The organism is Microbulbifer sp. SH-1, from assembly GCF_011326135.1.
GTDB classification, from domain to species: domain Bacteria; phylum Pseudomonadota; class Gammaproteobacteria; order Pseudomonadales; family Cellvibrionaceae; genus Microbulbifer; species Microbulbifer harenosus.
Window position 1 is genome coordinate 947,569 of the sequence record NZ_CP046948.1, and the last position, 15,384, is coordinate 962,952.

Below are 15,384 nucleotides of genomic sequence, written 5' to 3' on the forward strand. Positions count from 1 at the left end.
CAGAGAAAAAAATAATGACGAGAGATCGCTGCAAATTATTTCTTCCATTAATGGGCACAGTACTGGCGGGCTTTATCTCCATCGCCAATGCGGAGTCGCAGAAGCCGGCGTATCAGCCCATCTCCATCGACGGCTTCTACGATGCGATCAAACACTGGAACGACCGCACCGGCGAAGCTGGCGTTGAGCACTTCGAGCTGAACCAGATCGAATCCATCGCAGACAACCTGTTGCTCTACCAGCGCGACAGCGGCGGCTGGCCCACCAACAAGCACCCGCTGAGAGTTGTGTCCACTGATGAGCGCAAACGGGCTCTTGAAGACAAATCCCTGGCGGATGCCAGCTTCGACAACCGTAATATTTACCCGCAGATTGAATACCTGTCAGAGGCCTTCAAGCAGACCGACGATACCCGCTACCGCGATGCGGCGCTGAAAGGGCTGCGCTACACACTGGATCGCCAATACCCAAATGGCGGTTGGGCGCACTCGCCGGACCGCACCGATCTTGCGTATTTCCGCCATATCACCATCGCCGACGAAGTCATGCCCGGTGTACTCACTTTTCTACGCAAAGTGGCTGTGGGTAAATATCCCTTCGATTACATTGACGAAACACTTCGCAACCGGGCTGCGCAAGCGGTGGTCAAGGGTGATGCGCTATTGCTCGATTTGCAGGTGCGTATCGGCGGCAAGCGCACCGGTTGGGCGGGCCAGTATCATGAAAAGACGCTGCGGCCTGCACAGGGGCGAGCCTATGAACTGCCCGGCGTGCTCGCCTGGGAAACCGTGCCGGTGCTGAAATATCTGATGTCCATCCCGGCCCCCTCCAAAGAGGTGATTCAGGCTGTGAACGCGGGTGCGGCCTGGCTGGAATCCGCAAAACTTGCAGGCTTTCGCATCGACCGGGTGGAAGCCGACAACCAGCGCTTCGATTACCACGCCGCAGACTACGATCTAGTTGTAGTGAAAGACGCCGGAGCAAAGCCCATCTGGGCGCGGTTCTACGATCTGGAAACCAGCGGACCGTTTCTTGCCAACCGCGATGGTAAGCGGGTCTATCAATTGTCCGAAGTGGATGCAGAGCGCCGCACCGGATACAGCTGGTACGGCTACTGGCCCGCGAGCTTTCTAGACGTCGAATACCCAGCATGGCAGCAAAAAAACCGCGAAAAATAGTATTGGCAATTAATGAGTCGCGCGACCAACGGGAGAAGCTTGCGCGGTGAATACCGCGCATCGAGTGACGACAATGTAGATTATTAACGGTATGGACTGACTAGAGCGGCGTTGGTACCGCATTTGCGGTTTCGCTGCGCTTTTCCACCAAACGCCCGGCGAAAAATACCAGCAGGCCACCAATGGCCAACAGCGTGCCCACGGGACCGGTAATCGACCACGTAAAGCCGGCGTTGATGGCCACGCCTGCCAGCCAGGCGCCCAGTGCATTGGCCAGGTTGAAAGCCGCGTGGTTCAGAGACGCCGCCATGGTCTGGCCGCCCTCGGCCACGTCCATCAGACGTGTCTGCACCGCGGGGCCCAATGCCATACTGGTGCCCACCAAGCCGACGAACAGAATGCCCGGCCACACATAATCCGCGGCGAAATAGAATCCCGCCTGCACCACGGCGCACCACGTGAGTATCAGCGGAAATGCCCGCAATACATTCCAGTCTGCTACGCGTGCACCGAGCAGATTGCCGGCAATGGCGCCGAGGCCGAACAGTATGAGTACCAGAGGGCCAAGAGATTCCGCCATACCCGCCTGTTGAGTCAGTGTCGGCATTACATAACTGAATACTGAGAACATACCGCCGAAGCCGACAGCGGCAATCCCCAAAGTGAACAACACTCTGTGTTTGACCAGTGCCGACAGCTCTCGCGTCGGGCTGGCTTCCGGATCCTGTGGCTGCACTGGAACGAACTGCCAGACCATCAACGCGGTCAGCAACGCCACCACACCCACGCCGACAAAGGCAATCTGCCACCCGAACAGATTACCTGCCCAAGTTGCTAGTGGTGCGCCGATCAGGATTGCCAGTGTAAGCCCCGTCATCACCCGCGCAACCGCGCGTGCGCGCTGATTGGGTGGCACTGCCGCGGCAGCCACCAGTGCGGCCACACCAAAGTAGGCACCGTGGGGAAGCCCGGCCAAAAAGCGCAAGCCGATGAACGACCAGAAGCCAGGCGCAAAGGCGCTGGCAATATTGCCCACCGCGAATACCAGCATCAGCACAATCAACAGTGTCCGCCGCGGCGCTCGCGCCGCCAGCAACGCAATAATCGGTGCGCCCACCACGACTCCCAGGGCGTAGCTGCTGATGGCATACCCCACCTCCGGCGCTGTGACTCCGAGGTCGATCGCCACACGGTTCATCAGCCCCATAATCACAAACTCGCCGGTGCCAATGCCAAAGCCGCCAAGGGCCAGGGCGATTTCCGCGAGTCGGGAATGAGCGGGCGCACCGTCCGCGACCGGCGCGGTGGTGGAGGAGGGTGGATACATCGGGGTTCCTTACAGCATGAGGGTTCGGTTGCCTTGCGGCATCGAGAGGTGGGCAATTTAGCGGAATGTGGCTGGAATGGCGAGGAATTCCAACCCGCTCTTCCGGTCGCCCGTCGCACGGTTGCGCGGCCCAGCGCGAGGATTAGGCGGGGCATAGAGACCGCAGGCGCCAACAGAAGCTCGCCGGAACAACCGGGCCGGACAACGCCATGTGGACGTCAAATCGTCCTGTGCCATACTTTTTTTAATGGAATTGCTGACAGTGAACTGCGTAGTAAAGGAGTGAGGTTCATGATTGATTCTGTCGGTTCGGGATGTGTTTTATTCGGCAGATCAGTAGCTGTCACGGTTTTCACCATGGTGCTTGGAGGCCTGCTGTCGGGCGTCTCGGCAGAGTCCCTGGCGCAGATTAACTGGGCCGATGCTCATTCTTCGGGTTCTGTTCACCGCAATTCAACCCCTAAGCCTTCACTCGGTACGAACCTCCAGCATGAAGCAGCTCAGCACTGGGAGAATGGAGGTTTCCCGGGGCTGATTGGAAACTGGCTGCCGTTGGGCAAAACACTCCGCGGCAAAGTAGAAGGCAATGGGGCGCCGTTGCGCGGCTATAAAGTGTCGCTTTACGCCAGTCGTGTAGCCGGCCTGCCGTTTGATCGCATCCTCGCAACCACGCACACCGATGCCGCAGGCGAGTTTGAACTCCGGTATTGGATGCCGCCACAATTACCCGACTACCTGCGCCCGGTACTGTTTGTGATCGCGGAGAAAGGGCCAGTCATGTTGGTGGCCGCGTCCGGAAGCGGGGCGGGAAGGCTTGAGAACGTCGTTATCAACGAGCGCACCACCGTTGCCACCGGAGCGGCTTTCGCACAGTTTGTGCACGGAGATAGGGTTCGCGGCAATACCTACGGCATGCTCAACGCCGTAAGAATGGCCGAAAATATGGCCGACCCGAAAACGGGCAAAGTCGGTGAAGTGCTGCGCCGCACCCCTAACGGCAGTGAAACATCCACCTTCGCGACCTTCAATTCTCTGACCAATGTAGTGGCCGGCTGTGTAGCCGACTCGATTCATTGTCACGCATTGTTTGCCGCAACCAGCCACGCGGGCGAAACACCGGCGACCAATGTACTGCAGGCAATCGCGAATATTATGAAATCGCCCGCTTACCCAAATTATCCTTCTGCGGCAGACGATCCGGTGTATCTGTTGTCGTTGGCGTCGCCGCTATACCAGCCGGCGCTGACCGAGAGACCAACCAACTGGTTGTTGTTTATCAAGTTCACCGGCGGTTTCTATTCTGAACAGGACAGCGACAATCTGATGAACGGTCCGGGCAACGTGGCCATTGATGAGAAAGGCTACGCCTGGGTTATCAATAACTACAAGCCGCGCGCCCCCGACGAATTCGCCTGTACCGGGCAGCGCCTGCTGAAGTTCTACCCCTGGGGTGAAACCTTTCCCGGGTCACCCTTCACCGGCGGCGGCCTCAGCGGTGCTGGATTCGGCGTAACCTTCGATCCCCGCGGGCTCCTTTGGGTAGGTAACTACGGGTTTGAGGCGCCGAGCTGTGCCAACGGCAATATTCCCCCGGACCCGGCAAAAAAAATCCCCGCAACGCACAATAGCGTTTCTCTCTTTCTGCCCAACGGCAAGCCGCTGTCACCCGAAAGTGGGTTTACAAAAGGCAACATCTGGTGGCCTCAGGGCACAGTTTCTGACAGGGAGGGCAATATCTGGATCGCAAACTGCGGCAACGACACCATTACCCTGATACCGAACGGCAATCCGCTGCTCGCGAAAAATTTCCCGCTGCCAGGTGCGGGAACACCGGAGGCGCCGAATCTGAAGCCCTTTGCGATTGCCATAGATCCCAAAGGGCGGGCCTGGGTCACCGGCAATAACTCCGGAGAGGTATACATGCTCACCGTGGACGGCGATATCCAAGTTAAGGATACCTCCATGGTCGATATCTCCTATCCCATCGGTATTTCTGGTGACAGCAAGGGCAACATGTGGGTGAACAGCACCAGCGGGGTGAGAATTCCCTGTGTGGATCCCTACGAACCGCAAGACGGCCCCAATCCTTCCATTGTGTTTTTCCCCGCGGATGGCGGCGAGCCGATGCAGATCATAAACCAAGGGGGGCTCGGCCTGCCTTGGGGCAATGCCATCGACGGCGCGGACTCACTGTGGGTGTTCAATTTTGGCCAGTCGCCGGTGGAGGGGATCACCGAAGATACCCAGTTTGGCAACACCGCCATTTCCCATTTCTGCGGCTCCGGCAAATGTCCGCAAGGCCTCAATCTGGGCGATCCCATATCGCCACCCACCGGCTACACCAGTGATGCGCTGGACCGTTTGACTGGTGGTGGTATCGATCCGTCAGGCAATATCTGGCTTATGAACAACTGGAAAAAAGCGGGTCCGGCGCTGTACGACATCAACCCAGGCGAAAATTCCATTGTGATTGTTCCCGGTGCTGCGACACCAGTAAAAACGCCATTGATCGGCCCACCGCGAACCTTCGCGAAACCTCACGTTAATGTGCATAACACCGCGAGCATGTCGCAATAAAAACGCGTGCGGTGTGAGCGTTATTGTTTTTAAAATGATCAGCGGGAGTTCTGGATATAGTCTGCCAGCTCCCGGGTAAGCTGGGCTGCAGAAATCTCCTTGCAGCCACTTACGTTTTGCCCCGCCCACAGTGGTGAGAAGTCGCCGTTGCCCAGGCTTTCGGCCTTGGCGCGAAGCGGGGCCAAGGCAGCTGACGCCAGAGGAAATTCCGGGATTTGCCCATTCATCGGCCCCTGTTCGCGCATCAAGCGGTTCACAATTCCACGAGCAGCGCCACCGCTGAACAGGTTCGTGAGCGCAGTGGTGCGGGCCTCTCGTGTTTTCAATGCGGCCCGATGCACCACTGAAGTGGTGGCTTCGGGGCAGAGCAGGTAGGCCGTACCTATCTGTGCGCCTGCAGCGCCGAGCGCCATCGCTGCAGCTACACCGCTGGCGTCGGCGATACCGCCTGCAGCGATGACCGGTACCCTCACTGCTTGCACTATCTGCGGAATCAGCGCAAAGGTGCCGACCTGGGTGGCAGGGTCTTTCGACAGAAAGAAACCGCGATGTCCACCCGCTTCCAGCCCCTGGGCGATGATGGCATCTACACCGTGTGCCTCCAGCCATAGCGCTTCGTCGACCGTCGTCGCGGAAGAAAGAATTTTCCCACCCCATGCGCGTATCCGCGCCAGCAATTCCGGCTTCGGCAGGCCGAAATGAAAACTCACCACCGGCGGTTTGAATTCCTCCAGAATATCTGCCGCCTCCGCGCTAAAGGGAGTGCGTCCCGGCTGTTGAGGCACCTCGTTTGGGGCGAGCCCGAATTCTTCAAAGTAAGGCGAGAGTGCTTTTCGCCAGCTTTGTTCCCGCTTCGCATCGGGCTCGGGCGGCACATGACAGAAAAAATTGACGTTGTAAGGCTTGTTCGTCTGGCTCGTGAGCGCCGCCAGTTCGTTTCTCAAATTTTCCGGGCTGAGCATGGCGCAGGGCAGAGAACCGAGGCCGCCGGCATTGGAAACCGCTACGGCGAGTGCATTGCCCTGTACACCGGCCATGGGCGCCTGAATGATGGGCAATTCTATGCCGAAAAGTTTCTGTAGATTCATCGTGTGTCCGGCAGATAATTATGTAGTGGACTTAGAGATTGCTGTGTCAGAATGTTCGACTGGGTCAACCGCGGACGGCCGCCTCAATAGTGGCAACGTCGATTTTCCGCATCTCCATCATCGCCTCAAACGCGCGCTTGGCTGCTGCGCGATCGGGGCTGGTCACCGCCTTTGTCAAAGCAATCGGAGTTATCTGCCAGGAAATTCCCCATTTGTCCTTGCACCAGCCGCAAGCACTCTCTTCGCCACCATTGTTGATGATTGCATCCCAATAGCGGTCAGTTTCGGCCTGGTCTTCCGTTGCAACCTGAAAGGAAAATGCTTCATTGTGGTGCGCCGAGCAAAGCTCAGGCGCAGGGAATGTTGATCGACAAGGAGGATGATTAACGGAAACTGTGCGTTGGTTTCCCGTGGGTGCAAGTCCCACCCGGGCAAGGCTGGTCCCCACCCGGAAGCGAGTCTTGGACTGCGCACGGCGACGTTCGCGGTTAAGCGTAGACAGCGAGTCAGTAGGCCACGGTGATTGAGCACCGAAATAGGCAAATCGTGGGAGCCGACGTTTTCACAAAGACGGAAGGCTATAACCATACTCTGTATCGACCTGGAGTATTGGCTCACCGGTGTCGAAGAGCCTGGCATGCTGGCAAGGAAACCCTGGGAACTCGGGAGGTCTGTTTTGTTCCTTGGTGACAACCACCTATGGCCGGTGGTTAATAAATTGGCCCATCGCAGTCAGGTGCCGGATTGTGATAACGGAATTTCAGGCACCAAACCAAGGTACCGCGGCCGAACGATAAAAAGGACGTCCGCGAGAAGATAAAGCAGAAATCGGAGCTTTCCATAGTACCGTTGAAGCGGGCGAACCGACATCCGCCGGGAGCCAGTGGAGGGAAGGGAAAGCCAACCCATCATGTCCTCAGGAGGGAAACATGTCGCAGACGCAGAGCGCGAACAGCATGTCCACTGCACTCCTGAGGTTAGCGACGCTGGGTCAGGAACATCCACAGCGGTGCTTTACCAACCTGAACCAGTACCTGACCCAAGACCTGTTGCGAGCAGCCTTCCACCAGACTCGCAAGGATGGTGCGGCAGGGGTGGACGGGCAGACGGCAGCCGACTACGGGCAGCGGCTAGATGAGCATCTCGAGAGTCTTTTAGCCCGAGTCAAAGAAGGCAGCTATAAAGCCCCGCCGGTCAGGCGCAGCTACGTGCCGAAAGGCAATGGCAAGCGTCCGATCGGCATCCCCACCTTTGAAGACAAAGTATTGCAGCGAGCCGTGGTCAGAATCCTGGAAAAGCTCTATGAGCCGATCTTCCACCCATACTCCTTTGGCTACCGACCGGGCAAAAGTCCGCATAAGGCACTGGAGCAGTTGCGACAGCAACTGTCTGAGTCGGGTGGAGGCTACGTCATCGAGATGGACATCCAGAGTTTCTTCGACACTCTGGACAAACACCAGCTGAGGGTATTCCTCCAGCAGCGGGTAGGAGACGGCGTATTACTGCGCCTGATCAACAAATGGTTAAACGCCGGAGTTATGGAAGCGGGAAGCATCCACTACCCGGAACAGGGCACGCCGCAAGGCGGAGTTATCTCCCCAATGCTAGCCAATGTGTACCTGCACCATGTGCTGGACCAGTGGTTTGAGCAAGAGGTGAAGCCCCGTCTCATCAGCAGCGCAAGTCTGATACGATTTGCGGATGACGCGGTTCTGTTGATGAAGAATGCCGAGGACGCTGATCGGGTCATGGCCGTATTGCCAAAGCGGTTCCACCGCCATGGCTTGGCCCTGCACCCGGAAAAGACCCGTGTTACCAGATTCAAGCCACAAGAGAATGTCAGTATCGACTTTCTAGGCTTTACGCATTACTGGAAGCGGAGTCAGCGCGGAGGCTGGAGTATCTGCCGTAAAACCATGAAATCCCGGTTTGCGCGCAGTATCCGGGCCATCGGCAACTGGTGCAGCGAGAACCGTCACCTGGCCCTGCCAGAATACCATGCGGCCCTCTGTCGAAAGATCAGAGGTCACTATGCGTATTTTGGTATACGAGGTAACAGTCAGGCCCTCAAGCGTTTCTTGTATGTTGTCAGGAACACTTGGGTAAAGTGGCTGCGGAGGCGTTCACAGCGCCATCGGCTGAACTGGAAAGCGGTAGAGCGTCTGTTGCTGCGATACCATCTTCCTGCGGCGCGTTTAATAACCATTAACCTGCGAATGTGATGGGTTGAGGAGCCGGATGCGTTAATCGCGCACGTCCGGATCTGTGGGGGGCGGTGATGGTGACATTGCCGTCTACCTGACCGTGAATGCGGGCCCGCCATTCAGGCCAAGGCAGGAAATACCCATTATCGTGAACTCTACCGTAAGCACGTCGCCTTCCTTGCCGGATGGAAAATCGCCTGGTGACCGGTGAACAGCGTTAACGGAGGAATCGGGAAATACATCGGCATAAAAACGCGCGGCCTCTTCGGCGTCACCATCGTACCAAAGGCATACCGTGTTCTTTGCTGGTGTTGCCATCTTATTCTCCTGTTCTGAAGTAAATTAAGACTATAGGGAATCTCTAAAAATCGTCATTCCCGCGCAGGCGGGAATCCAGAAACCCAGCAGTTACTGGACCCCCGCGTTCGCGGGGGAGACGAGAGATGAATTTTTAGAGCAGCCCCATAGATTTAGCACAACCGGATTACCACTTTGTAACTGTGACGTGCCCAAAAACCGCAGGGCGAAATGAAACTGGCGATGGCGTTACGGCAATTGCTGGGCCAGCCATTGCACGAACTGTGGTTTGGGCAGAGCGCCAGACAGGCGCGCAATCTCTCGACCCCGGTGAAACACCATCAGTGTCGGAATAGAGCGGATCTGAAAAGCGCCCGCCGTCTGCTGGTTGGCCTCTGTGTCCAGTTTCACGAATACTGCTTGGTTCGCCATCTCCCCGGCAACCTGACTGAACACTGGCGCGAACTGCTGGCAGGGACCGCACCAGGTTGCCCAGAAATCCACCACCACAGGCAGGTCGCTCTTGTCGATAAAGCGGCGGAAATTAGCGTCTGTGGCATTGATCGGATGGCCGCTGATCAAGGGAGTGCGGCATTTTCCGCACAGCGGGCGGTCGCCCAAACGCTGGTGAGGTACACGGTTCGGAGTAGTGCAGGAGGGGCAGACAATCTGGGTGAGTTGTGCGTCGGACATACAAAAATTCCTTAAGCGGGCAGAGTGGAATTGTGAACCAGCCTAGAAGGATGCGCCATCCACCTGCCTGATTTTCAAGTTCTTCAGCAATTCCGGGGCCGCCATGCGCGCATTCACCGCAATGCGTTTCACTGGGCATTTATCGGTGGTGATGTGGTGCGTCAAACACCCGCAGCTGTGGCAGCGATGGTGCTCGATATCCCGGTCACCCCAGATATAAAAGCTTTTCACAGGGTTCTGGTAATGGATGTTGACCTCACTTGGCTCATAGTAGGCCCACAGCCCCGCATATCTCCGGCACAGGGAGCAGTTGCAGCTGGTAACTTCCGTCGGGAGTCTGGCGACCTCCAGGGGGATATTGCCGCAGTGGCAGCTGCCGAATGGTTTCATTTAGGTTGCCCGTCGTTGAGGTAATGGCTGTCATTTTGGTACAGGTAGAAAATCATCACCAGCAAGGGAATGTTTTTCGTCAATGGCCCGAACGGGTGGAGCCAGAAATCGGGCTTGATCAAGGTCAGAAGAAGCGTATAGGTGACGATTACTGCAATCTGAATGAGATAGCACAGCTTTAGTTGTCTTCCAGAGAGTAGCCAAGCGCCAATCAAGAAATCCAGTGCGCTGCCAGACCATATACAGATACTGGCCAGGCTCCCATGAATTCCGCCGTGTGCCAACACTTCATAGCCGATATTTCTGGCGAAGAAAGCTGACGTAAGGGCCGTAGCCAACCAGAGGAAGCTGAGGCTGAGTCTTGCCGAAAAGTAGTTGTTGGAATGCAAAAAGGCACCTATACAACGGGAAATGGTTTAAAAACCATTAACCAGAAAATTACCAGTATCGACGCGAATGCCGGAACACCAAGTGCAACCCAGTATCGCATCAGTTTCTTGAAGTTCGGATTCAGTACACCCGAAGCCAACGAGTCCTCAGCCAGCGATTTCAACCGGTATTGAATCACGACCACCGGTATCCAGCAGATCCCAACGAAAAGGAAAAGTGCAATGACGGACTGAAACCAAGTGGAAGAAAATGAATATCCGAGTTTATGCATGAGAAGTACGCCGGTTACGAACTGGCTTAACACTGCGGGCGCCGTGAATAGCCAGTCTGCCAGCACGACATGTCGCGCCGTGGTGGCAATCGCGGCAATATTCGATGACCGATTTGCCATAAACATGAAAAATGCAATCCCCGTTCCTGTGCCCGCAACGACAACAGCGCTCAGGATATGTATCAATTTAAGGAGAAAATAATGTTCCAAAGTTATCTTTCTACCTGATGAAAAATACCGAGTGGTGAAGCCTCCTGATCAAATTCGTCCAGTGAATATAGTCCTAGGCAAGGCGTGGCTCCTCTCACCTCAATATCGCCAGAAATCAGCTTCTTGGCGAGAATAATTGCAGAAATCGTTGGGATATAAGGCCCCACACCATTCTCGGCGCACAGTGTCCATTTAATGCGCTTGCGTTGCTGATTTTTATCCAAGCCAGATAGATTTATCTGCATGCCGCCGATATCAGTGCCAAACCGTATGAAAAGTTCACTTGCTCGGACAATGGGCGAAGTCAGCGAAGCCCAGTTTCTCACGATCCCAACTCTAGCCAGAGATGCCATTGCGACCATGCCGAAGTGCAAAATGGGTAATTCAAGACCTGCCTGGAATCTGATAGAACTGACGCCATTGTAGCGTTGTGGGAAGAGCTCAAGGTCCGGAATATCAATATTTGCAAGCCATCTCTTGCCAATTGTTCCGCCGAAGTCCAGCTTCCTTGGGTTCATCCAGCCATAAATACTCACCCATTTTCCCTTATGAAACGCGAAAAATGGACGGCCTGTATATGACAGAATGCCACGCACAGTAGCCGCACCGCGCTCGGCCTGATTACCCGGTGCGATCGCGAAATCAACTTCTTCAAGCTCAGAGAATTCATCAGCGAAACGATCTATGACTGTGGATGAGAGCCCAGGTACAGAGCTTGCTCCGGATACAACCAAAAGTCCCAGGGCTTTCGCCCGGGCATCAAACGAGGTGATATCGCAAACAAAGCGGCGGTCATCGGCTAAGTCAATATAGTGGCAGCCAGCTGCGATACAGGCTTCGGGTACTCGATAGTTTTGCCCTTGAAATGGACCGCTGGTGTGTATTACCAGATCCGGTGCCAGGGACTGGATCCGTCGGGTCAACGCGGAATCATTGATGTCCACCAAGGCTGTCTCTAGTGCCGCTCTGGCGCTATTTGAACCCAACTGTTGACGCAGCTTGTCTGCTTTTGCTGCATCTCGCCCGGCTATAAGAAGGGTAATACCCTTGAGAGCAGACAGACTTTCGACAATACGTTTTCCGAAGTTTCCATAACCGCCGAGAACCAGAATCCTGCGTACCTCATTGCGTTTGTTAATGGTCATGGGCGAAGAGTATTCCTTACCTACTGTGCTGGTTTATGGCCCAACATCCGCGCTGGCAGCATGAGCAGTGCGCGCAGGAAGGCGAACAGGGCTTCGAAGGTGATGCCGATGAGACGGAATGGCAACGAGATCAACCAGACGAGAGGCCAGAGCAGGAGGGCGAGCAGGGCGAGTGGCCAGCAGAGAACGAACAGAATGAGCCAGAGCAGGAATTTGAGCATTGTGTGTCCTCGATGGCAGTGGCGACGGTGCGAAAACAACCGTGCTGCATGATCGGTTTATGTTTTGCCAGCCCAGCCTCCGCACATGGTGAAGACTGGGCCTGGTCAACATTTTACGGCCGATTTCGCTTTACTGCACTTGCATCAAGGACGTTACGCAGGGTCAGGGGCAGCTGCCTAGCACATAGTAACCAGCCGCTGTCTCCGCCAGCGTGGTGGTCACAAAGAGGTTGTAGAGACCGAGATTGTCGCCGGAGCCGGCGGCATAGGCATAGCCGCCCGTGGTCGTGGCGCGGCCAGCCTGCACGTGGTTGTAGTTGCTGGCAGTGAACTCGGTGCAGGTTATATCGCCGTCCGGAGTACTGTCGCAGGCGTTGCCGATGCCATCGCCATCGTCGTCCTCCTGGCCGGCGTTGGCGGTGTTGGGGCAGTTATCCTGCGCGTCTTCCACGCCGTCGCCATCGGTGTCTGTGGCCGGTTCGCCGCCGCCACTCCCGCTACCAGAAGAACAGGCCTGCACGGGGCCGGCACAACTGCTGTTGCCGTCGGCAATCCACTGGCAATCGCTGCCGGATGGGTACTCGTGCATGGTGAACTGGCTGGTACCGAAAGCTAGGTAACAGGCGGAATAACCCACGCCCCAGGTGATATGACCGGCACCGATATGGAAGTTGTAGTCGCCGGTCTGGCCGGCGTCGATGGTGAAGTTGACGCTAGCCTGGCTGGCGAGCTGAGTGGTGTCGGTGGCCGTGACCGTTGCTGTATTGGCTCCGCCGGGCAGGTTACAACCCTGCGCGGAATAGCTGTTGCCCGCCACATTTGCGCTCACAGAGCCATTGGCAAACGCCACTACCACGGAGGCCAGGTTCTGGTTTGCGTCCACCACCGTGCCGGTCACCGTGGCGCACTGGCCATTGACGTTGGCAGCGGTATTGCTCAACACCGGTGCGCTCGCTGCCGGTTCCGGTCCCACGCGGGTGGTAACGCTGGCGGCATCGCCGTCTGTACCTTCGTTGTCTGTAGCCACAGCGCGCACTTCGTAAAGGCCATCGGCCAGAGCAGAACTGGTTGCGCTGAAGTACCCGGCGGAATCGACCGACGAGACGTTCAACGTTTCCACCACCACCGGAGCGCCGCCATCCAGATTGCTGATGGTGATGACCACAGCGGCCACGCTGCCCTCGGCATCCACCGCATTGCCGCTGATGCTCAGCAGGCCGCTGTTCTCACTGGCCGCAAGGTTCGAGACTGCCGGGCCGGTATTGCGGTCGACGCGCTTGTTGTTGGCGGCAAAGTACTGGCCAAGGTAGGAGGCGTAGTTGATGCTGTTGGCCGAGATATAACCGCCGGAGGCACCTTCGCCGCCGGACCAGGCGTGGGGAACGTCGTTCAGCCACAGCATGGAAACTCGGCCATCCTCCCACAGGGTTTCCTCCGCGGTGCGGCTGCTGCCCTCGCTGATAGTATTGGTGCCGGTCAGCTTGCTGACGCCGTACACCCCGGCCATGCCGTTGGCATTCTGCTCGTTGTAGCAGAGGTTCACCGTGGTATCCGCGTCGCCGTGGGCAATGGAGGCGATCTGGGTGGAGAAATGGCTCTTGTAACTACCTGCATAGCTGTTGCAGCGCGCGGCCACATCCGCTGTTTCACAGGGACCGAGAGCGCCGTTGGAGCTGGTACCGATACTCGGGCCCGCGCTGATGCCCATACCCGCAAATACATCCGGTGCCAGACAAGCGGTGGTATTGGCGAAAGATGCCCCGGAAGACAGGCCGGCGATATACACCTGGTCCGGGTCGATATTGCGGCTGGCGTCGCCGCTCATGGTATTGGCGAGTGTGATCAGATTCTTATAGTCGCCCGCCGTGCGCGACTTGGTGCCCTGCCAGTAAGACCAGCAGCTGTAGCCTGCCTTGTTCATGGCATCCGGCACCGCGATCACCATGCCGTACTGCTCCGCCGCCACCTCCAGTTTTGCCGTGAGGAAATTGCTGGTGGGCTGCACGCAGCCGTGCAGCACAATCAGCAATGCCTTGCCATTACCGATAGGCGACACCGAATCCGGCGTATACACATGCACAGAATTAAAACCGCCGATGGACTGGCTCTGCTGCCAGCTGCCTGCGCTGGCAGCCGTGGCAAAGAGCCCGGAGAGAAAACACAGGAATAGGGTAAGGACGCCCCTGTAGGGCGGTTGATTATCGTTCATCGCTAGTACCTTCATTATTCGAATTATGTTTGACTGCACAAACGATTTGCGCGCACGGCCGAGAGCAGACCGCACAGAGGACGTTTGCCCTCCCAGCTTATGCGCGGGTGGAGCGGCGGCTACTAGACCAAGGTTGTAGAGCAGGGCGCAGAGATGTTCTACTGCTCCGGTATGTGCGACATGTCGCATTAGCAAAGCAATAACCCGAGAAATTAAGGCCGTTTTGATGTCACCCGTTTTTCGCGCGTCGATCGCGCTGTTTCTGCTTGTTACCGCACAGCCCAGCCTCAGCCTCAATACGATACCGGTAGACGATTCTTACACCCCGTCAGAGCGCTATTACCGCTACAAAAAACAAGATTCTTCCTTGAAATGGCCCGCATTGACCTTTACCGCTGGCCAGCAGGTATTTTTCGATCGCCGCTACAAGCAGGTCGACCAGCGCGAGCTGCACCTGGATGTGTTCATGCCCGCGCCGGAAACCAGTAACCAGCAGACCATCGTGATGATTCACGGCGGTGGCTGGCGTTCCGGCCAGCGTTCGCACATGTATGCGTTGGCAAACCGGCTCGCCCAGCGCGGTTACACTCTGGTGCTGCCGGAATTCCGCCTGTCACTGGAGGCGCCGTATCCGGCGGCCATGGAAGACGTGAACGATGTACTGCAGTGGCTTAATCAGAATGCCAGTGACTACGGCATCGTTACCGACAGGATCGCCGTGCTGGGAGGCTCTTCCGGTGGGTATATGGCATCGCTGCTGGCCTACGCGGGGCCATCACAGCTGTTTGGCAAGAGCGATGTGCGCGTCAATGCCCTGATCGACCTCGACGGCGTACTCAACCTCGACCACGAGCGTCCCAATCCGGAATCACCCCTGCAGGCGTGGCTCGGCAGCGACAGGGAGCAGTCGCCTGAACTGTGGCGCCAGGCAGCGCCAACATCGCACCTCTCCAAAACCTCGCCGGCCACCCTCGTCATCAGCAGCGGCCAGCCGAGATTTACCCTCGGACACAAGCAGGTCGGAGAGACACTCAAGGGATTCGATATTCCCTATCAGTACTACGAATTTCCCGAAGTGATTCACACCTACTGGCTGTTTGAACCCTACGTTAGCCAGTCGGTGGATATCATTGAAGTCTTCCTGCGCAAATTGGACAAGGATGCCTGAGAAGTGAAGCGGGCAG

General features: G+C 56.8%; 15 protein-coding genes. 4 read left to right on the top strand and 11 right to left on the bottom strand.

The window, feature by feature from the left end; genetic code table 11:
• Positions 1 to 14 precede the first annotated feature (14 nt).
• Positions 15 to 1,178, top strand: coding sequence for a pectate lyase (pelA, locus tag GNX18_RS04270; protein ID WP_166215611.1), 1,164 nt, complete (start codon positions 15 to 17; stop codon positions 1,176 to 1,178).
• A 100-nt stretch (positions 1,179 to 1,278) separates the two neighbouring features.
• Here pelA and GNX18_RS04275 read toward each other — a convergent pair whose 3' ends face one another.
• Positions 1,279 to 2,505 carry an MFS transporter gene (locus tag GNX18_RS04275; protein ID WP_166215612.1) on the bottom strand — a complete coding sequence of 409 codons (1,227 nt, stop codon included), beginning with the start codon at positions 2,503 to 2,505 and terminating at the stop codon, positions 1,279 to 1,281.
• Between GNX18_RS04275 and GNX18_RS04280 the strand changes: the two genes are divergently transcribed.
• On the top strand, positions 2,452 to 5,082 hold the full coding sequence (locus GNX18_RS04280; RefSeq protein WP_166215614.1) for a hypothetical protein: 2,631 nt from the start codon (positions 2,452 to 2,454) through the stop codon (positions 5,080 to 5,082). The two genes, GNX18_RS04275 and GNX18_RS04280, sit on opposite strands and share 54 nt — an antisense overlap.
• A 38-nt stretch (positions 5,083 to 5,120) precedes the next feature.
• Here GNX18_RS04280 and GNX18_RS04285 read toward each other — a convergent pair whose 3' ends face one another.
• Together GNX18_RS04285 and GNX18_RS19415 are read right to left on the bottom strand one after the other, a co-directional pair.
• The gene (locus GNX18_RS04285; RefSeq protein WP_138235477.1) at positions 5,121 to 6,170 is read right to left on the bottom strand and encodes a nitronate monooxygenase family protein; all 1,050 of its coding nucleotides are present in this window, start codon (positions 6,168 to 6,170) and stop codon (positions 5,121 to 5,123) included.
• Positions 6,171 to 6,234: 64 nt separating this feature from the next.
• Positions 6,235 to 6,597, bottom strand: a complete 363-nt coding sequence (locus GNX18_RS19415; RefSeq protein WP_240914227.1) for a VOC family protein — start codon at positions 6,595 to 6,597, stop codon at positions 6,235 to 6,237.
• Positions 6,598 to 7,099: 502 nt separating this feature from the next.
• Between GNX18_RS19415 and ltrA the strand changes: the two genes are divergently transcribed.
• A complete protein-coding gene (ltrA, locus tag GNX18_RS04295; protein ID WP_166215615.1) occupies positions 7,100 to 8,392 on the top strand; it encodes a group II intron reverse transcriptase/maturase in 1,293 nt (430 codons plus the stop codon).
• Positions 8,393 to 8,464: 72 nt separating this feature from the next.
• Here ltrA and GNX18_RS04300 read toward each other — a convergent pair whose 3' ends face one another.
• From GNX18_RS04300 to GNX18_RS04335, 8 genes are all read right to left on the bottom strand, one after another.
• Entirely contained in the window at positions 8,465 to 8,692 is a 228-nt protein-coding gene (locus tag GNX18_RS04300; RefSeq protein ID WP_205828055.1) for a VOC family protein, read from the bottom strand.
• A 228-nt stretch (positions 8,693 to 8,920) separates the two neighbouring features.
• Positions 8,921 to 9,364, bottom strand: a complete 444-nt coding sequence (gene trxC / locus GNX18_RS04305; RefSeq protein ID WP_138235479.1) for a thioredoxin TrxC — start codon at positions 9,362 to 9,364, stop codon at positions 8,921 to 8,923.
• Between the two features lie 42 nt (positions 9,365 to 9,406).
• Entirely contained in the window at positions 9,407 to 9,754 is a 348-nt protein-coding gene (locus GNX18_RS04310; protein WP_138235480.1) for a GFA family protein, read from the bottom strand.
• Positions 9,751 to 10,143, bottom strand: coding sequence for a DoxX-like family protein (locus GNX18_RS04315; RefSeq protein WP_138235481.1), 393 nt, complete (start codon positions 10,141 to 10,143; stop codon positions 9,751 to 9,753). Before GNX18_RS04315 ends, GNX18_RS04310 begins: the two co-directional genes overlap by 4 nt.
• A gap of 8 nt (positions 10,144 to 10,151) precedes the next feature.
• Positions 10,152 to 10,625 carry a DUF2269 domain-containing protein gene (locus GNX18_RS04320; protein WP_138235482.1) on the bottom strand — a complete coding sequence of 158 codons (474 nt, stop codon included), beginning with the start codon at positions 10,623 to 10,625 and terminating at the stop codon, positions 10,152 to 10,154.
• Between the two features lie 2 nt (positions 10,626 to 10,627).
• Positions 10,628 to 11,770, bottom strand: a complete 1,143-nt coding sequence (locus GNX18_RS04325; protein WP_138235483.1) for a saccharopine dehydrogenase family protein — start codon at positions 11,768 to 11,770, stop codon at positions 10,628 to 10,630.
• A gap of 20 nt (positions 11,771 to 11,790) precedes the next feature.
• A complete protein-coding gene (locus GNX18_RS04330; RefSeq protein WP_138235484.1) occupies positions 11,791 to 11,991 on the bottom strand; it encodes a hypothetical protein in 201 nt (66 codons plus the stop codon).
• A gap of 163 nt (positions 11,992 to 12,154) precedes the next feature.
• Positions 12,155 to 14,200, bottom strand: coding sequence for a PHB depolymerase family esterase (locus GNX18_RS04335; protein ID WP_166215617.1), 2,046 nt, complete (start codon positions 14,198 to 14,200; stop codon positions 12,155 to 12,157).
• A 226-nt stretch (positions 14,201 to 14,426) separates the two neighbouring features.
• Between GNX18_RS04335 and GNX18_RS04340 the strand changes: the two genes are divergently transcribed.
• Complete coding sequence (locus tag GNX18_RS04340; protein WP_166215618.1) at positions 14,427 to 15,368, top strand: alpha/beta hydrolase; 942 nt, start codon at positions 14,427 to 14,429, stop codon at positions 15,366 to 15,368.
• Positions 15,369 to 15,384: the final 16 nt, after the last annotated feature.

Coding starts and splice junctions, on each gene's coding strand:
- GNX18_RS04275 (WP_166215612.1), bottom strand. CDS start 2,505: ATGTATCCACCCTCCTCCACCACCGCGCCGGTCGCGGACGGTGCGCCC.
- GNX18_RS04285 (WP_138235477.1), bottom strand. CDS start 6,170: ATGAATCTACAGAAACTTTTCGGCATAGAATTGCCCATCATTCAGGCG.
- GNX18_RS04300 (WP_205828055.1), bottom strand. CDS start 8,692: ATGGCAACACCAGCAAAGAACACGGTATGCCTTTGGTACGATGGTGAC.
- ltrA (WP_166215615.1), top strand. CDS start 7,100: ATGTCGCAGACGCAGAGCGCGAACAGCATGTCCACTGCACTCCTGAGG.
- GNX18_RS04280 (WP_166215614.1), top strand. CDS start 2,452: ATGAGCGGGCGCACCGTCCGCGACCGGCGCGGTGGTGGAGGAGGGTGG.
- GNX18_RS04335 (WP_166215617.1), bottom strand. CDS start 14,200: ATGAACGATAATCAACCGCCCTACAGGGGCGTCCTTACCCTATTCCTG.
- GNX18_RS04310 (WP_138235480.1), bottom strand. CDS start 9,754: ATGAAACCATTCGGCAGCTGCCACTGCGGCAATATCCCCCTGGAGGTC.
- GNX18_RS04340 (WP_166215618.1), top strand. CDS start 14,427: ATGTCACCCGTTTTTCGCGCGTCGATCGCGCTGTTTCTGCTTGTTACC.
- GNX18_RS04330 (WP_138235484.1), bottom strand. CDS start 11,991: ATGCTCAAATTCCTGCTCTGGCTCATTCTGTTCGTTCTCTGCTGGCCA.
- trxC (WP_138235479.1), bottom strand. CDS start 9,364: ATGTCCGACGCACAACTCACCCAGATTGTCTGCCCCTCCTGCACTACT.
- GNX18_RS04325 (WP_138235483.1), bottom strand. CDS start 11,770: ATGACCATTAACAAACGCAATGAGGTACGCAGGATTCTGGTTCTCGGC.
- pelA (WP_166215611.1), top strand. CDS start 15: ATGACGAGAGATCGCTGCAAATTATTTCTTCCATTAATGGGCACAGTA.